Here is a 15,048-nt window from a genome sequence, read left to right on the forward strand (position 1 = left end):
CCGACCACGTCCCGCTCAGCGTCGGCAGCCCCTCAGCGCGCGCGCTGCGCGCGCTGCCCGACGCGGCGAGGACGAGCGCGCTCCCCAGAGCAAAAAGAACGCGCCGAGTTCCCTCTTGCGGGTGCACCACGCTACTCGGCAGGGGGTGACGGCAGCACCGAGGACCTCGGCGTGAGCGACCGCCGCGACGTCGGCTCCGCGGGGACGGCGTCATCCATCAGCACCGCGATCCACTGCCAGTCCTGGCTGTTCTCAAGAACGATCTTCAGAATCATCGTCAGCGGCACCGAGAGCAGCATCCCCATCCCACCCCACATCCATCCCCACACGAGCAGTGACAGGAACACCACCAGCGTCGACAGCCCTAGCCGCCGCCCCATGACCCGCGGCTCCACGATGTTGCCGAAGACCATGCTGATCACCGTGAAGCCCGCCATCACCACGGCCGCGCGTCCGACGCCGTACTGGATCAGCGCCAGCAGCACCGGGGGCAACCCTGCGACGATCGCCCCGATGTTCGGGATGAAGTGCAGGAGGAAGGTGATGAGCCCCCACAGCAGGGCGAAGTCCACCCCGAGGAGCAGCAGCATCACCCAGACCAGCACCCCCACCGCGAGACTCACGTACGTCTTGAGGACCACGTACCGGTGGATCTCGGTGATGATCTTCCCGTAGCGGCTCACCGAGGCGCTCGCCTCGCCGATGGCCGCGCGGAGCTTCGCCGGCAGCACGAGGCTCTCGAAGAGCAGGAAGACCACCGTCAGGATCACGAGGAACGTGTCCGAGAGGACCGACGCGAGCTGCGCCACCGTCCCCCCGACGAGCCCGATGGTCGACGAGAGGTCCAGCAGCCCGCGCACCTTGGACGCGGACACCTCGATGCCGTGGTCCTCCAGGTAGCCCGTGACCATGGTGACCAGGCCGTTGAAGCGCTCCTGGTAGCGCGGCATCTCCGCGACCAGGCTGTTCACCGAACCCCCGACCACGCCGGCGAGGCCCGACAGGAGCGCCAGCACGAGGAGCACCACCACGCCCACGGCCAGCACGTCCGGCACCCGCCGGCGGCGCAGCCAGGACACGAGCGGCATGGCGAGGACCGCCAGGAACGCCGAGAACGCGATGGGGACCAGGAGCTCGGAGGCCGACCGCAGCCCGGCGATGATCAGCACCAGGCACGCGCCGCCGACGAGCACCCTCAGTGGCGTGTGTCCCACATCCTCGCCATCCGTGGGAAGCTTCAACATACCAAGGATGCCGGTATACCACCAACGCGGCTGCCGCCCCGGTCCGACGCAGAGATCTCGACGACGATGCTCCCCGACGCGATGCGGCGGCGCGGCGACGCGACGGCACATCGTCGCGTGACGCGTCGCCGCGGCGACGGGGCACCCGTCAGGATCCTCCTCCGGTCTTCGGCTCCTGCCCGTGCGCTTCCCAGCGATCCAGCTTGCGGTGCAGCGTCTTCCGGTCGAGCCCCAGGATCCTCGCCGCGAGCGTCTTGTTGCCGCCGGCCGCCTCGAGCACCCGCAGGATGTACCGCCGCTCCACCTCTTCGAGCGGAACCAGCTCCGACGGATCGTCGCCCGCCACGATCACGTGGGATGTCCGGTGCTCCCTCACCTTTTCAGGAAGATCCTCCACGGTGATCTCGCCGTACCGGGTGAGCGCCACCGCGCGCTCCATGCAGTTCTGGATCTCGCGCACGTTCCCTGGCCACGAGTACGCGATGAGCTTCTCGGCGGCCGCGGGCGAGACGCCTGTCACCTCCTTGCCCGAGCGCGTCGCGAAATCCTCGACGAACCGCTGCGCGAGGAGCAGCACGTCGCTCCCGCGCGCCCGCACCGGCGGCAGCGCCACGAGGATCACGTTGATCCGGTAGTAGAGGTCCTCCCGGAAGCGCTTCTCGTCCACCGCGGCCTCCAGGTCGCGGTTCGTGGCGGCGATCAGCCGCACGTCGAAAGGCATCTCCGTGCTGCCGCCTACCGGCCGCACGCGTCGCTCCTGCAGCGCCCTGAGCAGCTTGGGCTGCATGGACAGCGGCAGCTCCCCGATCTCGTCGAGGAACAACGTCCCCCCGCTCGCCTCCGTGAACAGCCCTGGCCGCGAAGCCCGCGCATCCGTGAAGGCCCCGCGCACGTGCCCGAACAGCTCGCTCTCCAGCAGCGCCTCGGGGACCGCCGCACAGTTGATCGCCACGAACGGCCCCGAGGCGCGCCGACTCCGCGCGTGCAGCGCGCGCGCGACCACCTCCTTGCCCGTTCCGCTCTCGCCGGTGATGAGCACCGTGGCCTCCGAGTCCGAGATGCGATCGAGCAGATCGTAGACCCGCTTCATCGCGTCGCTCCGGCCGATGAGTTCCCCGAACTTGTCCGAGGTCGCCACGGCGCGCCGCAGCCGCCGCACCTCGGCCTTCAGGGTGTGGTGCGCGATCGCGCGCTCCAGCGTCAGCGTCAGCGTCTCGATCTCCACCGGCTTGGTGATGTAGTCGTAGGCCCCGGCGCGGATCGCCTCGACCGCGGTCTCGATGCTCCCGAACGCTGTCAGCAGCACGACCGGCACGTCCGGCCGCGACTCCGAAGCCCGCTTGCACAGGGTGATGCCGTCCATCCCCCGCATGTTCAGGTCGGTGAGGACCACGTCGAAGTCATCCACCGAGATCAGCTCCAGCGCCTCGGCTGGTGAGCTGCGGGTGACGACCTCGATGCCGCGCGACCGGAGATCGGCCTCGAGCCACGCGCACATGGCCGGATCATCGTCGACGATCAGCGCTCGTCTCGCCATGCATCCCTCGCTAGCGCGAAGCCCTCTCCGGCGCCAGGAACACCGTGAACATCGACCCCTTCTCCACCTCGCTCACCACGTCGATCCATCCCCCGTGCTCCTGCACGATCCCGTAGGTCACGCTCAGTCCGAGGCCGGTCCCCTCCCCGATGTCCTTGGTGGTGAAGAACGGCTCGAAGAGCCGGGGCATGTTCGCGACGGGGATCCCCTCCCCCGCGTCGATGACCCGCAGCGCCACGTACTCCCCCGGCGCTCCCCCGTGGTCCGCGGGCGGCCGCGCCTCTGTGCGCTCGACGCGGATGGACAGCGCTCCGCCCTTCTTCATGGCCTGGATCCCGTTCACCACCAGGTTGGTCAAGACCTGCTGCATCTGCCCCGGATCCACCTCGGCGCGCACCTCCCCCTCCGGCGCGTCCACCTGGAGGGTCACCTGCCCCTTCCGGGCGAGCGGCTCCAGGAGCGAGAGCGTTTGTCGCGCGAGCTGCGTCAAATCCATGGAGGCCTTCTGAGGCCCGCGGCGCCGCGCGAAATCCAGGAGCTGCCGGATGATCCGCGCCATCCGGTCCGCCTGCTCCGCGATGATCCGCGCGCTGTCCGCCACCTCCTCCGGCGCCAACCCCCGCGCGATCATCTTCGCCCGCCCGCCCACCACGTTGAGCGGCGTCCCCAGCTCGTGCGCGATGCCCGACGCCAGCTTGCCCACCGTGTTCAGCCGATCTGCGTGCCTGAGCTGGTCCATCGCCGCGCTCCGCGCCGCTGTCTCCCGCTCGGCCCGTTCTCGCGCCTCCGCCAGGTGCTCGCACATCGCGTTGATCTCCGTCGCGATCAGCCCCAGCTCGTCGCGCTGCGACAGGAGCAGCGGCCCGCTGAGATCGCCTTCTCCGATGCGCCGCGCCTTGTCCACCAGCCGCTTCGTGGGCCGCCCGACCAGCACCCCCCCGAGCAGCATCGCCAGCATCCCGCTCAGCAAGGCGAGCGCGAGGATCGTGAACGCCGTGTTGCCCACGCTGGCCTCCACGTAGTGCTCCTCCTCCGCGAGCGACTCCGAGATCTCGATCGCCCCGATCTTCCCCGTCGCCCCCATCGGCGCGGTCACCGGGATGTACGTGTAGAACCGCCCTCCGTTGACCCCTTCACGCTGCAGACGGACCACCTCCGTGCCCTGGAACAGTTCCCCGAGCTGCGCAGGCGGCAGCGACGGCGCGAACCTGTCTCCGACCGTCGCTTCCGGCCACACCCAGCGGAACTCCAGCCCGTCGTTCCGCGCACTCGCGTCATCCAGGATGGACAGCGCCTTCTCCTGCCCATCCCTCCGCCACACCTCGACCACCGCCGCCCGCAGCGCCATGCCCACCATGTGCTCGTCCCGGCGGATGTCGGCCTCGAACAGCGCCCGCTCGCGCCGCACGGACAGCCACCCGTAGAGGCCGAGCACGACGCACATCACCGGGATGAGGGCCAGGGCGAGCTTGACGGCGAGGCGCATGGCGGCCGCGGAGCATGCACCGATCACACGGAGCCGACGCAAGAATCGCGCGCATCGACGCCCGAGCGGCGTAACGCCCCAGTCCGACCTCTCCGGGACAAATCGCCACGCCACCGCAGACGAAACCTGCAGGCACATGCTGCCCGACGTCGGGCATGCTCCCTGCACACCCACCCCACACCAGGTCGACGACGCCGGCTCCGGCCGCCACGTTCACGACCAGGCGCTCCCCGCGGAGCGACCGGCATCTCACCCTCGTCCTGACGCACCGACCCGTCCCGTGCGGAATGGTGATCGCGCGGCAGGGCGAGCGAGGCGCGCCTCTACCCTCATGGCACCCTACATGAATCCGACCCCTCCACTCCCACCCGCAGACAGGTATGGCGCAGGACGCCGCATCCTCGTCGCCGAGGACGACCACGAGATGCGCAGCCTCCTCGCCCTGACCTTGCGTCACGACGGCTTCGAGGTGGTCGAGGCCAGGAACGGCATGGAGTTCATGGAGCACCTCACCCCCTGGCTCGGTGGCGCACAGCCCCTGGCGCCCGTCGATGTCATCGTCTCCGATGTCCAGATGCCCTGCCTGTCTGGGCTCGAGGTCCTCGCCGGCCTCTCCGCCATCCGCCACTGCCCACCTGTGGTCCTGATGACTGCGTTCGGTGACGCCCAGACGCATTCTTCCGCGGCTTCCCTCGGCGCCGTGGCGGTGCTCGACAAGCCCTTCGACGTGGACGCCCTGCGCGCGCTCCTGTGCAGCGTCCTCGAGCAAGGCGCGAACCCGCCCGCAGACGTCCAGCGCACGGCAGGGTAGGCTTCCCCCGCGCCGACGCTTCGAGCCCGGCGCGAGGTGAGCGATGCGACGTCGCGCAGCAGTCCTTGCCGTTCTCTCCCTGGCACTCCTGTCCCTCTCCAGCGCCCACGCCCAGCAGCCACCACCACCGCCGGCGGCCGCAGCGCAGCCACCTGCCGGAGCCGCGCAGCCATCTGTCGATGCCGCGCAGCCGCCTCCCGGAGAGCTGCGGGTCCGGGCCAGCAGCTTGATCGCGGAGGTGTGGATCGACGGTGCGCGCGCAGGCTACGCCACGACCTCCACGCCACCCTTGCGCGTGGCTCCGGGCCAGCACCTCGTCGAGATCCGCGCCGCTGGCCATCAACCTCAGCGCCGCGAGATCACCATCACCTCGGGCGAGGTCCAGGACCTGCCCGTGACGCTGGAGCGCCTGGAGTCTCGTCCCCCCCTCGTCCAGGAGCCGCCGCCACACGCGCGCATCACGCGCACCGTGAACGACGGCACCGTCGTCTATCTCCCCACGACTCCCCCGGAGCGTCAGGGCAAGAGCGTCTCCTTCATCATCGGCGGCTTTTCCTCCGCTGCCATGCTCGTCACCCTCGGCAGCATCTTCGTCAGCATCCCCGACAGCGAGCCCCACCACGTCCTCGGCATCGGCGTCCTCGCCGTCGGGGGCGCGCTCGCCGTCGGCACCGCCACCTACGCCCTCTGGCCCCAGGCCAGCCCCACCTCCGCGAGCCTCAACTTCTCCAGCGTTTTTTGAGGCACAGGGGTAGCGACCACCGGGAGCATCGTCTCGGAGGGAGGCGATGCCACCACAGGGCCCGAGGAAAAGGGCCATGTGGATGGGACCTTGGAGTCCTTTTCAGAGCAGGGACCGAAGGTTCCTGAACCCAGGGTATGCACTGCCAGGTCCAGGAGGTCGCGGCGTCGCGTCCGGGAGGACGAGCCACGGAACCCGCCCCGTGGCGCCCGGCAGCCCCCGGACCGGCAGCGGTCACACCCGCCGCGGAGGTCCACGGGATCGCTCCGGCCGTGGAAAGGGGTCCGTCGGAGGCCGACCGGTCTTGTTCCGGCCCCGACCCTGCCTTGGTCGGAGGCCGACCGGTCTTGTTCCGGACCGGGAGCGCCTTGGTCGGAGGCCGACCGGTCCTGTTCCCGGGAACAACCTTGGTAAGTCGGAGACCGACCGGTCTTGTTCCCGGGAACAACCTTGGTAAGTCGGAGGCCGACCGGCCTTGTTCCCGGGAACAACCTTGGTAAGTCGGAGGCTGACCAAGGTTGTTCCAGCGCGGAACAACGCCGGTGAGTGACCGACCAAGGTTGTTCCCGGGAACAACCTTGGTAAGTCGGAGACCGACCGGTCTTGTTCCCGGGAACGACGTCGGTGGTCGGAGGCCGACCGGTCTTGTTCCGGGCCGGGACAGCGCCGGTGGGCGACCGACCGGCGTTGTTCCAGGCCGACGCAGGCGCGGAGAGGCTGTCGAGGGGGGGTGGCGGCCCGGGAAGCGGGGAAAAGGCAAAGGGGACCGGGGATCGCGAGGCGGAGAGGACGGAGGTGGGCGACCGGAGGGCGCTCTCCCGGGGCCGGAGGGAGGACCATGGGGCCAGCAAGTACGCAGTCCTAGATGGCCTCCCAGGCACGGCCGGCCTCGATGTCGAGGAAGCAGCGCGCCGCGCCCTGCTCGTCACGGGGGTTCAGCCAGAGCAGCCGCTCGAACACCCGCGCGGCTTCGTCGCGCCGCCCGAGCCTCCACAGAGACAGCCCCTTGCCATGCAGACAGCGCAGGAACGGTCGGTTGCTCCCTATCTGCCAGGGCAGTGCCCCCGTGAACCCCGGCGGAAGCGCGTGGTCTCCGAGCGCCACGCCGATCTCGTAGTGCAGCAGCGCGTGCTCGGGATAGCTCGGGAACACCAGGTTCCCCAGGTGCGCGTGTGCGTCGAGGCAGCGCACCTCGCGCGCCACGAGGTCCATCAGCACGCGCACCGCCCCCGCCAGATCGCCGCCTCGCTTGCGCTCCAGCGACGCCAGGATGGGGTCCTCCTCGTCGCCATCCTCGCGCCGGACCCGCGCCGGCACCTCCGCCATCTCCCACGAGACCCGTCCAGGTGCCTCGCTCTTCGCCAGCAGCGCGCGTAGCGACGCCGTCATCGCACGTTCTTGCTCCGTCGCCATGCGCTCCCGCGTCGCATCGACCAAGAGCGGACCTCGTGCGAGCACCCCGAGCGGTGGCAGCCCCAGCGCCGCCACGTCGATGCGCGCCTCGCGCACCTCTCCTGCCGCGTAGTGGTGGCCCCGCTGCCGCCAGCGCCGCGACAGCGCCAGCGTCACCACGTGCCCGGGCATCACGTGCCACAGGTCCCGGGCCCGCACCGTGATCTCCTCGCCGGTCGCGAGCACCCGCACCCGCGCCGACCGCGCCCCGCGCCGCAGCACGGCAGCTTCCACGATCACGGCCGCGCGTTTCTTTGGCGGCGTGGACGCCTCGCCTGCGCTGGCTCCTTCTGGCGACTCGCCCCCGGCCGCGTCGCCCTGCACCTGCTCCCCGTGCGCGACCTCACCCGGTGCGTGTCCACCTGGCGCATGCTCGTCTTGTGCGTGCCCGCCTCGCCCGTGCTCGCCTTGCGCGTGTTCGCCTCGCCCGTGTTCGCCTCGCCCGTGTTCGCCTCGCCCGTGTTCGCCTTGCGCGTGTTCGACCCTGTGCCCAGCCGTCTCGGGCGGGGTCGCCTGCGGATCACGCCGCGTCCTCAGGACGTGCTGACGCGCTTTGCTGAACGGCTCTCCGGTTCTCGCCATGCGCGCGCGGATGATCCGCTTCAGGTCGCGCTTCACGGTCATGGCCAGCTCCCGCGCCGCGCGGCAGCAAGCCCTCGCCTTGCTGTCACACGGCTGGAACGTGGTCAGACCGGGTGACCGGAGGAGCGCTCTCCCCTTGGCCCAGGTGGGGACCTCGCGGGGGAAGGTCGGCAGGGCATCGGCGTCGGGTTCGCCGCGGGGGGGAAGCTGCGTCGGCGCAGCACACCTTGTCAAGCGACCCGGTGAAAAAGCGCGCTGCAGGCCTCGAAGTGTGCGTTGGATGATCAACGCATCGCGCGTGCATTGCCAGCGTGCATCGCCTTTTTCCTGTCGCCGGAGCGATCTGATAAGACACCCCGCGACCACGCGAGGCATCGGCATGGCGAAGCGAGGCAAGCAGAAGCGCAAGACGACTGCGAAGGGACCGCTCGGCGCGGTGCTCGCGTTGATCCTGGCGGCGCTCGGAGGCACGGCGGTCACCTGCCGGCCCGATCGCTGGCTCGACGACCGTGCAGGGGGTAATGCCTCACCGAGCGACGCCTCACCGAGCGACGCCTCGCCGGTCGGTGCGCCCCAGGGAGCGCACATGGCCCTCGGCGCTCCGGTCCTCGTCGCCCGCGGCAAGCGCGCCGCGACCGACGATCACCTCCTCGTCAAGCCGCAGTACGCCCTCGCGTACAGCCGCAGCCGCGGCGGACCGAGCTGGGTGAGCTGGCGCCTCGACGCCTCCTGGTTCGGCGACGCGCCCCGCCACAAGGGCCGCTTCCTCGTCGACGACAGCCTGCCCGAGGGCTGGGAGCGCATCGGTCACGACGACTACACCAACTCCGGCTACGACCGCGGCCACATGGTCCGCTCGGAGGAGCGCACCCGCAACGACGTCGACAACAAGGCGACCTTCCTCCTCACCAACATCCTCCCCCAGCGCCACGAGCTCAACGCCGGCCCCTGGCTGCGCCTCGAAGAGCGCTGCCAGGACCTCGCGCAGAAGGAAGGCCGCGCCCTGCATGTCGTCGCTGGCGGCATCTACGGAGACCGCCCTGACACCTTCGGCAAGGGCGTCGCCGTCCCCGACGCCTTCTACAAGATCGCCGTCGTCCTCGGCAAAACCCAGGGCGTGAAGGACGTCGGCCCCACGACGCGCGTCATCGCCGTGATCATGCCGAACAGCGCGACCATCCAGGACGAGCCCTGGACCCGCTACCGCGTCAGCGTCGACGAGATCGAGCGCCGCTCCGGCTACGACTTCCTCACCGCCGTCCCCGCCGACGTGCAGAAGGTCATCGAGGCGCGCGTCGACGACGCCGCCGCCGCCGCTCCTTGAGCGTCAGGTGAGCGTCAGGTGAGCGTCAGGTGAGCGTCAGGTGAGCGTCACGTCTCCACGACGCGCGTCCTGAGCCCGAGCCACGCCCCGTCCGCGTGCTTCCCCAGCACGAGCACGTCCACCTCCACCTTCCCCACCCGGTACACACGCGCGGCCTCCAGGTGATCGCGGAGCAGCGCTGCGGCCTCCTGGTAACGCGCTGCCTGGTCCGGCTCCACCCCTCCGTCCTCCGGCGCCGCGAGGAGCGGCGCGAGCAGCGCCTCGACGGTCTCCGTCTCCACGGGTGCATCCGCCGGTGCTTGCAGCTTCGCGCGCACCGCCTCCTCTGAAGGCTCACCCGCGCCGAACTCCAGCACCTCGACCGGCGCATCGCGCTCGCTCGGGAACGAGAGCCCCGTCACCACCTCACCCAGCCGGGCCAGAAGCTCCTTCGACGTCATCCTTCCTCTTCCTTCAGTTGAGCATCAGTTGAGCATCTCCGTGGCGAGGCGGAACCAGATGGCCCGCCGCGACCCGCAAGCCACGCACCTGACGTGCGCCACCCGCAGCCGCGACCCGGCGACAGTCTCCGCCGCGTGCTCCTCGACGCGCAGCTCGCCCTGGCACAGCGGACAGCGGGTCCCCCGCGCCGTCACCTCCACCTGCGACGCCGACGCCAGCACGATGGGCCGCTCCGGAGTGCCCCCTGGCCCGAGCTTCCACAGTCTCTCCAGGTCCTGCGCAAGCTTCACCGTCTCCCGATCCCCGGCCCGCCGCGCCGCTCGCGCCGACAGTTTCTTCTTCGCCATCCCTGTTCGCCCTGAGCCCACGGTAGCCCAAGTCCGCGCGGCGAGCCGACGAGACGTACGTCCCCACGGCTGTACCTACGCCGGGTTCACGGCCCGGCTTGGGAGTCCCGCACCGGCACAGGCGCTGCGCCTGCACTCACCTCACGCGCGGTCTTGGTGGTGCTCGACGTCAGGCGAGATCTCCTGCGCTGCGCTTCGAGGATCTCCACCGAGTCGGCAGCCATGGGGTCCAGGCCGAGCGATCGTACGTAGGCCGTGAACTCGGGGCGGCTGGCAGGCATCACCCGGTTGGAGAAGAAGGGGAAGAGCTGACGGCTGCGGTAGGTGCCGTCAGGTCCGTCATGCTCGACGATGCCCCAGTTCTCGTGGTGCCGATCGGTGTTCCCGATCAGGACGTCGAGGAGCAGATAACCCAGGAACCAGTTCGCTGCGGTGGTGAGTCCAGCTACCGCCTCCCGGTGCAATGGCGGATCCACCGAGGCCTCGTCGAGGACGCGCAGCACTGTGTCGACCGTGTGCTGCGAGGCCCCGTAGTGTACGAGCGGCAGGTACTCGAGATCGTTCCGCCCGAGCAGCTCGTTGCCATGCACGAGCACTTCCCCACGCTCGGCATCCGTGAAGCTCTGGGTGAGGGTGCCGCGGTGATCCTCGTATGTTGCCAGCTCGACGGTCGCGCAAGTTACCTGGAGCGCTGCGCCGAACGCTGCCGCGACCTTCTCGGACCAGTCCTCGCCCGTACCTGGTCTCGTATACTTGAAGAGGTAGCGTCGGCCATCGTCCGCTTGGCACCAGAACTTCTTCTTGGTGCCCATTGCCTCCAGGCCAGCGCCCCAGTCTTCACCTCGCATCTCCTGAGCGCGCCAGGCGCCGAGCACCACGCGAACGAGGTAGGAGGAGACGCTCATGGCCACGAGCATCGGGATGGGTGCCCGGCCCCGCAAGCGCTCTCGTCACACGCGCGGATTCTCGGGCTCAGGAAACACGGCGGCCCCCTCTCCCGGCGAGGGGAGAGAGGGCCGCGTGCTGGGTGCGTTGCTGCGCTCAGTTACCGGGGCTGAACGCGATCGGGTAGGTCACCGTCACGATGCCGTTCTCGGGGCTCGGGAAGGACAGCCCATAGAACGACCGCACCACGCAGGACACCACGCTGGGGTCCGCCATGTCCGAGCCTGCGTTCTGCACGCTCGACACCGCGCCGTCGCGCCCGATGACGAAGGCCACCGAGACGCGGCCGGCGAGGTTCGGGTTCCCCCGCAGGCCTGCCTCGTAGCAGTGGCGGAAGCGTCCGAAGTTCTGCCGCACCGTCCGCTGAATCACCTCGGGCGGCAGACGACCCGACACCGTCGCGGTGCTCACCCGCACGATGGGCGACGAGACCTTGTGCGAGGGCTGCAGGCGCCCGCTCGAACGACCGCCAGGACCGAAGCCCTGCCCGTCGCCGAGGCCGTTGCCGTTGCCGATGGTGCCCAGCGCGCCGAGCCCGATCCCGGCACCGAGCCCACCGCCCTGCTCACCCACGCCGCTCAACCCGAGGCCGCCCATCCCACCGGACTCGTGGATGTTCTGGCCCCACATGTTCCCGTTCGCGGTCAGCGCGTCGCGCCCGGAAGCCTCGAACACGCCCCAGGGAGAGGTCACGCCGTTGGGATCCGACACGCCGCCCTGGAGAATGCCCACCATGCCGAAGGTGCTCGCGTCCTTCATCAGGTTGGAGCGCGAGACCATCGGCTCCGGGTTGTCCTTTGCACCAGCCTGCGCGTACCTGCCGTTCTGCGCGCGTGACACCTCGCTTCCCATCTTGCCGCTCTCGCCCGCGGCGGCCTGACCCGATCCGCCCTGCGCCTGCCCGGCGTCGGCCGACGCCTCCTTCGTCTGCTCGGGCTCGCGCTCGGCCATCGCCTTGAACGCTTGCGCCATGAGGTAGGTCTGCTCGGCAGACACCTCGGACTCGCCGGCCATCGCCATGGGCGGCATGAACGCGGCCATGCTCCCGAGCACGCCGAGGTGCACCGCCAGCGACAGCGCCGCGAAGGGCAGGCTGCGCTTGTCGAGCTTCACCCGACCCGCGACCGCCTTGCCGGCGTTGCCCGTCGACACCTCGAACACCATGTCGCCGAGCTCCACCCGCGCCTGCGCGCCGAGCGGCAGCGCGATGCGGTAGGCGCCCATCACGTCCGCGCACGGCGTCGCCTCACCGGAGGCGATGCGCTGCGCGAGGCTCACCTTCTCGCCAGCGATGGTCACGCTCCCGGTCGCGCCGGGGAGGATCACCGCGTAGACCACGCCGCCCTCGACGAGGGCGAGCGGGGCGCGGGCCGCGCCGCCGAGCCGCTCCGCGGGGAGCGAGAAGTCCGTCGCGTCCTTGCCCGCGGCCTCGCCCACGTAGAACGAGCGGGGCGGCGAGAGGTGCGCGACGTGCAGCACGCTCGCGCCCCAGCGGATCGAGATCTCCACGGCGGGGGCGGAGACCTCCACCTCGCTCGCGGGCACGTCGGGCGCGCTCTTCACGAGCGCGTAGGTGTAGGTGCCCTCGGGCGCGTCGGCGGGGACCTCCATCGAGGCCTCGGCCTGCGCGACGAACGGCGAGCTTGCGAACGGCGAGCTTGCGAACTGCGAGCCTGCGAACGGCGAGGCCGCGAGGAAGGGGTTGGAGAGAGCCATGCCCTGAGCCAGCTTGTCGGAGGTGTTCATGATCGTGTTTCCTCTGCGGTGATCGGACGGCATGCGTCGGCGCGCACGACGGGTGTCGGCGCGCCTCTGCCTGCCCAGCTCCCCGGCGCTGCGTCGTCAGCGAGCGGCGCTCACGAGGAGCGCCGTCGTCGGGTCCGCGGCCTGCCGGGTGCCGCGTCCATGTTCCTGCTGACAGCGGCTCGAGCGCGGAGGTTCCAGGAAAATGATCGGAACGTGAAGCACCTGGGAATACGGGGATCGAGGCCCGCAGGACCCCGCGCTCTCGCCTGGACGGTATTCCTTCGCCCTCACGAGAAGGCGGATCAGGCCTCACCTCACCCCCTCCTCCGGCATTCCCGGCGCTCCCGGTTTCCCCGCCCGGCACCCACGTTGAGGCCCATGCAGCAAGCAAACACCACGAAAGCTCAGTCTCAGCAGGGAGCGCAGGCAGTCCAGGCAGGTACGCAGGGGTCCTTGAAGGAACTCCACGAGCTGCTCAAGGAGTTCGACGTCGCCATGCTGATCACGCAGACGCCCGAGGGCTTCCTGCGCGCCCGGCCCATGGCCATCCAGAACCCCGACGATGTCCCCGGCTGTGACGTGTGGTTCGTCACCGCCGAGGAGACACCCAAGGTCGGCGAGATCCAGCAGGAGCGCCAGGTGGCCGTCGCTTGCTACCGCCCCCGCGATCGGGCCTACCTCTCCATCTCTGCGCGGGCGCGTATCGAGCGGGATAACGCCGCCATCCAGAAGCTGTGGAAGCCGGAGTGGAAGACGTGGCTCCCCGAGGGGCCCGAGCAGGCCGCGCTCCTCAAGCTCACGCTCGAGCGCGCCGAGTACTGGGAGCCCACGGGGGGCGTGCTGCGGGTGCTCTACGAGCAGGCCAAGGCCCTCGTCACCGGCGAGTCTGCGGCCAAGAACCTCGATCCCGTGAAGCACGTGTCCTGACGGGGCACCCGGCCCCTCCAGCACATCCACCACACCGGCCACGCCCACCCGCCCTGCCCGCCGCAGCCGGCGTCCTGCGCTGGTCGTGCACCCCGTGGGCGAAGCCGCTCCGGGGGAGTACAACCAGCGCATGACCTCGTGGCGGTCGGGTGTTGGCGCGCGCGCTCCCAGCTCTCGCTGGGCGTGTTTCTTCGGCGTTCTCTCCAGCTCTGCGCGCACCGTGTTCCCGGCGTGCCTGCGCGCGGGTGCCCTCGCAGGTCTCGTGGGCTTCGCAGGTCTCGCGGGCCTTGCGGGGTGCGAGGAGCGCTCCCCGGCGCCTGTCGCTGGCGGTGAGGCGCGGTCCGCACCGGCGGGAGAAGCACGGGCGACGTCGCGGCCCACGAAGCCAGAGATCGTCATGGCGCCGGACGGCGGCGATGACGTGCGCGCCGTGGTGCAGGCAGAGATCGAGCGGGCAGGGCGCGAGGGGCGCGATCTCGTGGTCTACGTGGGGGCGCGCTGGTGTGAGCCCTGTACCCGCTTCCACGACGCGATCCAGGCTGGCTCGCTCGACACCGCCTTCCCCACGCTACGCCTGCTCGAGTTCGACCTCGACCGGGACGAGGCACGCCTCAGGAGCGCCGGGTACGCTTCCAGGATGATCCCGCTCTTCGTGATCCCTGCGCCCACCGGGGAGGCCTCTCCGCTGCGCATGGAGGGGTCGATCAAGGGCGAGGGGGCGGTCCCCGAGATCGCGCCGAGGTTGCGCGCACTGCTCGCGCAGGCGCAGCGCAATCGCTGAGTCTCCGCGACGGGCGGCGCGATCTGCCGCGTGGCCCACGACGTGATCTTCCGCGCGATCCGCCGCGCGAGCGGGTGCGCACGTGCTGCGCAGCTTCCGTTCCTCGCGGTGGCGCCTCCCTTGCACGGGGGACGGGCCGGAGGATTTCTATGAAGCTCACTCGACTTGGTGGGGTTGCTACGGTGGTGACGATGGGCATGCTCGCGCTGGGGTGCCGCGATCGCGAGGAGATGGCGCTCGCGACCGAGCGGGAGCGCCAGGCTGATCCCACGCCGCCGACCACGCCCTACGTCCCGCCGGGGATGCCCTACACCGAGCACGCCGCGCCGCAGCCGGCCACGGGCATGCAAGCGGGCCTGCGGCCTGCCAACCAGATCGCCCAGGCGCGCTGTGAGCAGATGCAGCGCTGCGGCAACATCGCGCAGGGGAAGAAGTACCCGACCATGGACGCCTGCCTGACCGAGGTGCGCCGTGACTGGCAGGAGGACCTGAACGCCTACGAGTGCCCGCAGGGCTACGATCAGAAGGAGCTCAGCGAGTGCCTGTCGGATCTCCGGAACGAGAGCTGCAATAGCCCGCTCTCCCGCCTGGGCTCCGCCGTGTCGTGCCGCTCCTCGGACATCTGTGACGACTGAGCTGCGCCCGCGCAGGGCTTGCTGAGATGAACGTCGCGACGCCGATTC

15 protein-coding genes are annotated in these 15,048 nt (G+C 70.2%); 7 read left to right on the plus strand and 8 right to left on the minus strand.

From position 1 onward, the window contains the following. Positions 1–131: 131 nt before the first annotated feature. The 3 genes from CAP_RS11205 to CAP_RS11215 form a co-directional block, all read right to left on the minus strand. Positions 132–1,244: an AI-2E family transporter gene (locus tag CAP_RS11205; RefSeq protein ID WP_044239620.1), complete on the minus strand. Its 1,113-nt coding sequence runs from the start codon at positions 1,242–1,244 to the stop codon at positions 132–134. 148 nt (positions 1,245–1,392) lie between these two features. Next, the gene (locus CAP_RS11210) at positions 1,393–2,781 is read right to left on the minus strand and encodes a sigma-54-dependent transcriptional regulator (RefSeq protein WP_044239624.1); all 1,389 of its coding nucleotides are present in this window, start codon (positions 2,779–2,781) and stop codon (positions 1,393–1,395) included. Between the two features lie 10 nt (positions 2,782–2,791). Then, positions 2,792–4,267, minus strand: coding sequence for a sensor histidine kinase (locus CAP_RS11215; RefSeq protein ID WP_044239627.1), 1,476 nt, complete (start codon positions 4,265–4,267; stop codon positions 2,792–2,794). A 331-nt stretch (positions 4,268–4,598) separates the two neighbouring features. On the opposite strand from CAP_RS11215, the gene CAP_RS11220 reads away from it, so the two are divergent. Both CAP_RS11220 and CAP_RS11225 read left to right on the plus strand, forming a co-directional pair. Next, positions 4,599–5,078, plus strand: coding sequence for a response regulator (locus CAP_RS11220; RefSeq protein WP_044239630.1), 480 nt, complete (start codon positions 4,599–4,601; stop codon positions 5,076–5,078). Between the two features lie 43 nt (positions 5,079–5,121). After that, positions 5,122–5,820, plus strand: a complete 699-nt coding sequence (locus tag CAP_RS11225) for a PEGA domain-containing protein (protein WP_081864772.1) — start codon at positions 5,122–5,124, stop codon at positions 5,818–5,820. Positions 5,821–6,681: 861 nt separating this feature from the next. On the opposite strand, the gene CAP_RS11230 is transcribed toward CAP_RS11225, so the two are convergent. Then, the gene (locus CAP_RS11230) at positions 6,682–7,512 is read right to left on the minus strand and encodes a hypothetical protein (RefSeq protein WP_081864773.1); all 831 of its coding nucleotides are present in this window, start codon (positions 7,510–7,512) and stop codon (positions 6,682–6,684) included. Positions 7,513–7,605: 93 nt separating this feature from the next. Between CAP_RS11230 and CAP_RS50220 the strand changes: the two genes are divergently transcribed. Both CAP_RS50220 and CAP_RS11235 read left to right on the plus strand, forming a co-directional pair. Beyond that, positions 7,606–7,971, plus strand: a complete 366-nt coding sequence (locus CAP_RS50220) for a hypothetical protein (protein ID WP_156040689.1) — start codon at positions 7,606–7,608, stop codon at positions 7,969–7,971. Between the two features lie 262 nt (positions 7,972–8,233). Beyond that, positions 8,234–9,178: a DNA/RNA non-specific endonuclease gene (locus CAP_RS11235; RefSeq protein ID WP_044239636.1), complete on the plus strand. Its 945-nt coding sequence runs from the start codon at positions 8,234–8,236 to the stop codon at positions 9,176–9,178. A gap of 47 nt (positions 9,179–9,225) precedes the next feature. On the opposite strand, the gene CAP_RS11240 is transcribed toward CAP_RS11235, so the two are convergent. The 4 genes from CAP_RS11240 to CAP_RS11255 all read right to left on the minus strand — a co-directional run bounded on the left by CAP_RS11240 (position 9,226) and on the right by CAP_RS11255 (position 12,657). After that, positions 9,226–9,618 carry a nuclease A inhibitor family protein gene (locus CAP_RS11240; protein ID WP_044239640.1) on the minus strand — a complete coding sequence of 131 codons (393 nt, stop codon included), beginning with the start codon at positions 9,616–9,618 and terminating at the stop codon, positions 9,226–9,228. Positions 9,619–9,642: 24 nt separating this feature from the next. After that, complete coding sequence (locus CAP_RS11245) at positions 9,643–9,966, minus strand: hypothetical protein (RefSeq protein WP_044239641.1); 324 nt, start codon at positions 9,964–9,966, stop codon at positions 9,643–9,645. Positions 9,967–10,052: 86 nt separating this feature from the next. Then, positions 10,053–10,871, minus strand: a complete 819-nt coding sequence (locus tag CAP_RS44265) for a HipA domain-containing protein (RefSeq protein ID WP_156040690.1) — start codon at positions 10,869–10,871, stop codon at positions 10,053–10,055. Between the two features lie 136 nt (positions 10,872–11,007). Further along, entirely contained in the window at positions 11,008–12,657 is a 1,650-nt protein-coding gene (locus tag CAP_RS11255) for an AgmX/PglI C-terminal domain-containing protein (RefSeq protein WP_044239644.1), read from the minus strand. 453 nt (positions 12,658–13,110) lie between these two features. On the opposite strand from CAP_RS11255, the gene CAP_RS11260 reads away from it, so the two are divergent. The 3 genes from CAP_RS11260 to CAP_RS11270 all read left to right on the plus strand — a co-directional run bounded on the left by CAP_RS11260 (position 13,111) and on the right by CAP_RS11270 (position 15,000). Next, on the plus strand, positions 13,111–13,584 hold the full coding sequence (locus tag CAP_RS11260; protein ID WP_044239647.1) for a pyridoxamine 5'-phosphate oxidase family protein: 474 nt from the start codon (positions 13,111–13,113) through the stop codon (positions 13,582–13,584). 94 nt (positions 13,585–13,678) lie between these two features. After that, a complete protein-coding gene (locus CAP_RS11265) occupies positions 13,679–14,365 on the plus strand; it encodes a thioredoxin domain-containing protein (protein WP_231511321.1) in 687 nt (228 codons plus the stop codon). 149 nt (positions 14,366–14,514) lie between these two features. Next, positions 14,515–15,000: a DUF6184 family natural product biosynthesis lipoprotein gene (locus CAP_RS11270; RefSeq protein ID WP_156040691.1), complete on the plus strand. Its 486-nt coding sequence runs from the start codon at positions 14,515–14,517 to the stop codon at positions 14,998–15,000. Positions 15,001–15,048 lie beyond the last annotated feature (48 nt).

This window comes from Chondromyces apiculatus DSM 436, assembly GCF_000601485.1.
GTDB classification, from domain to species: Bacteria; Myxococcota_A; Polyangia; order Polyangiales; family Polyangiaceae; genus Chondromyces; species Chondromyces apiculatus.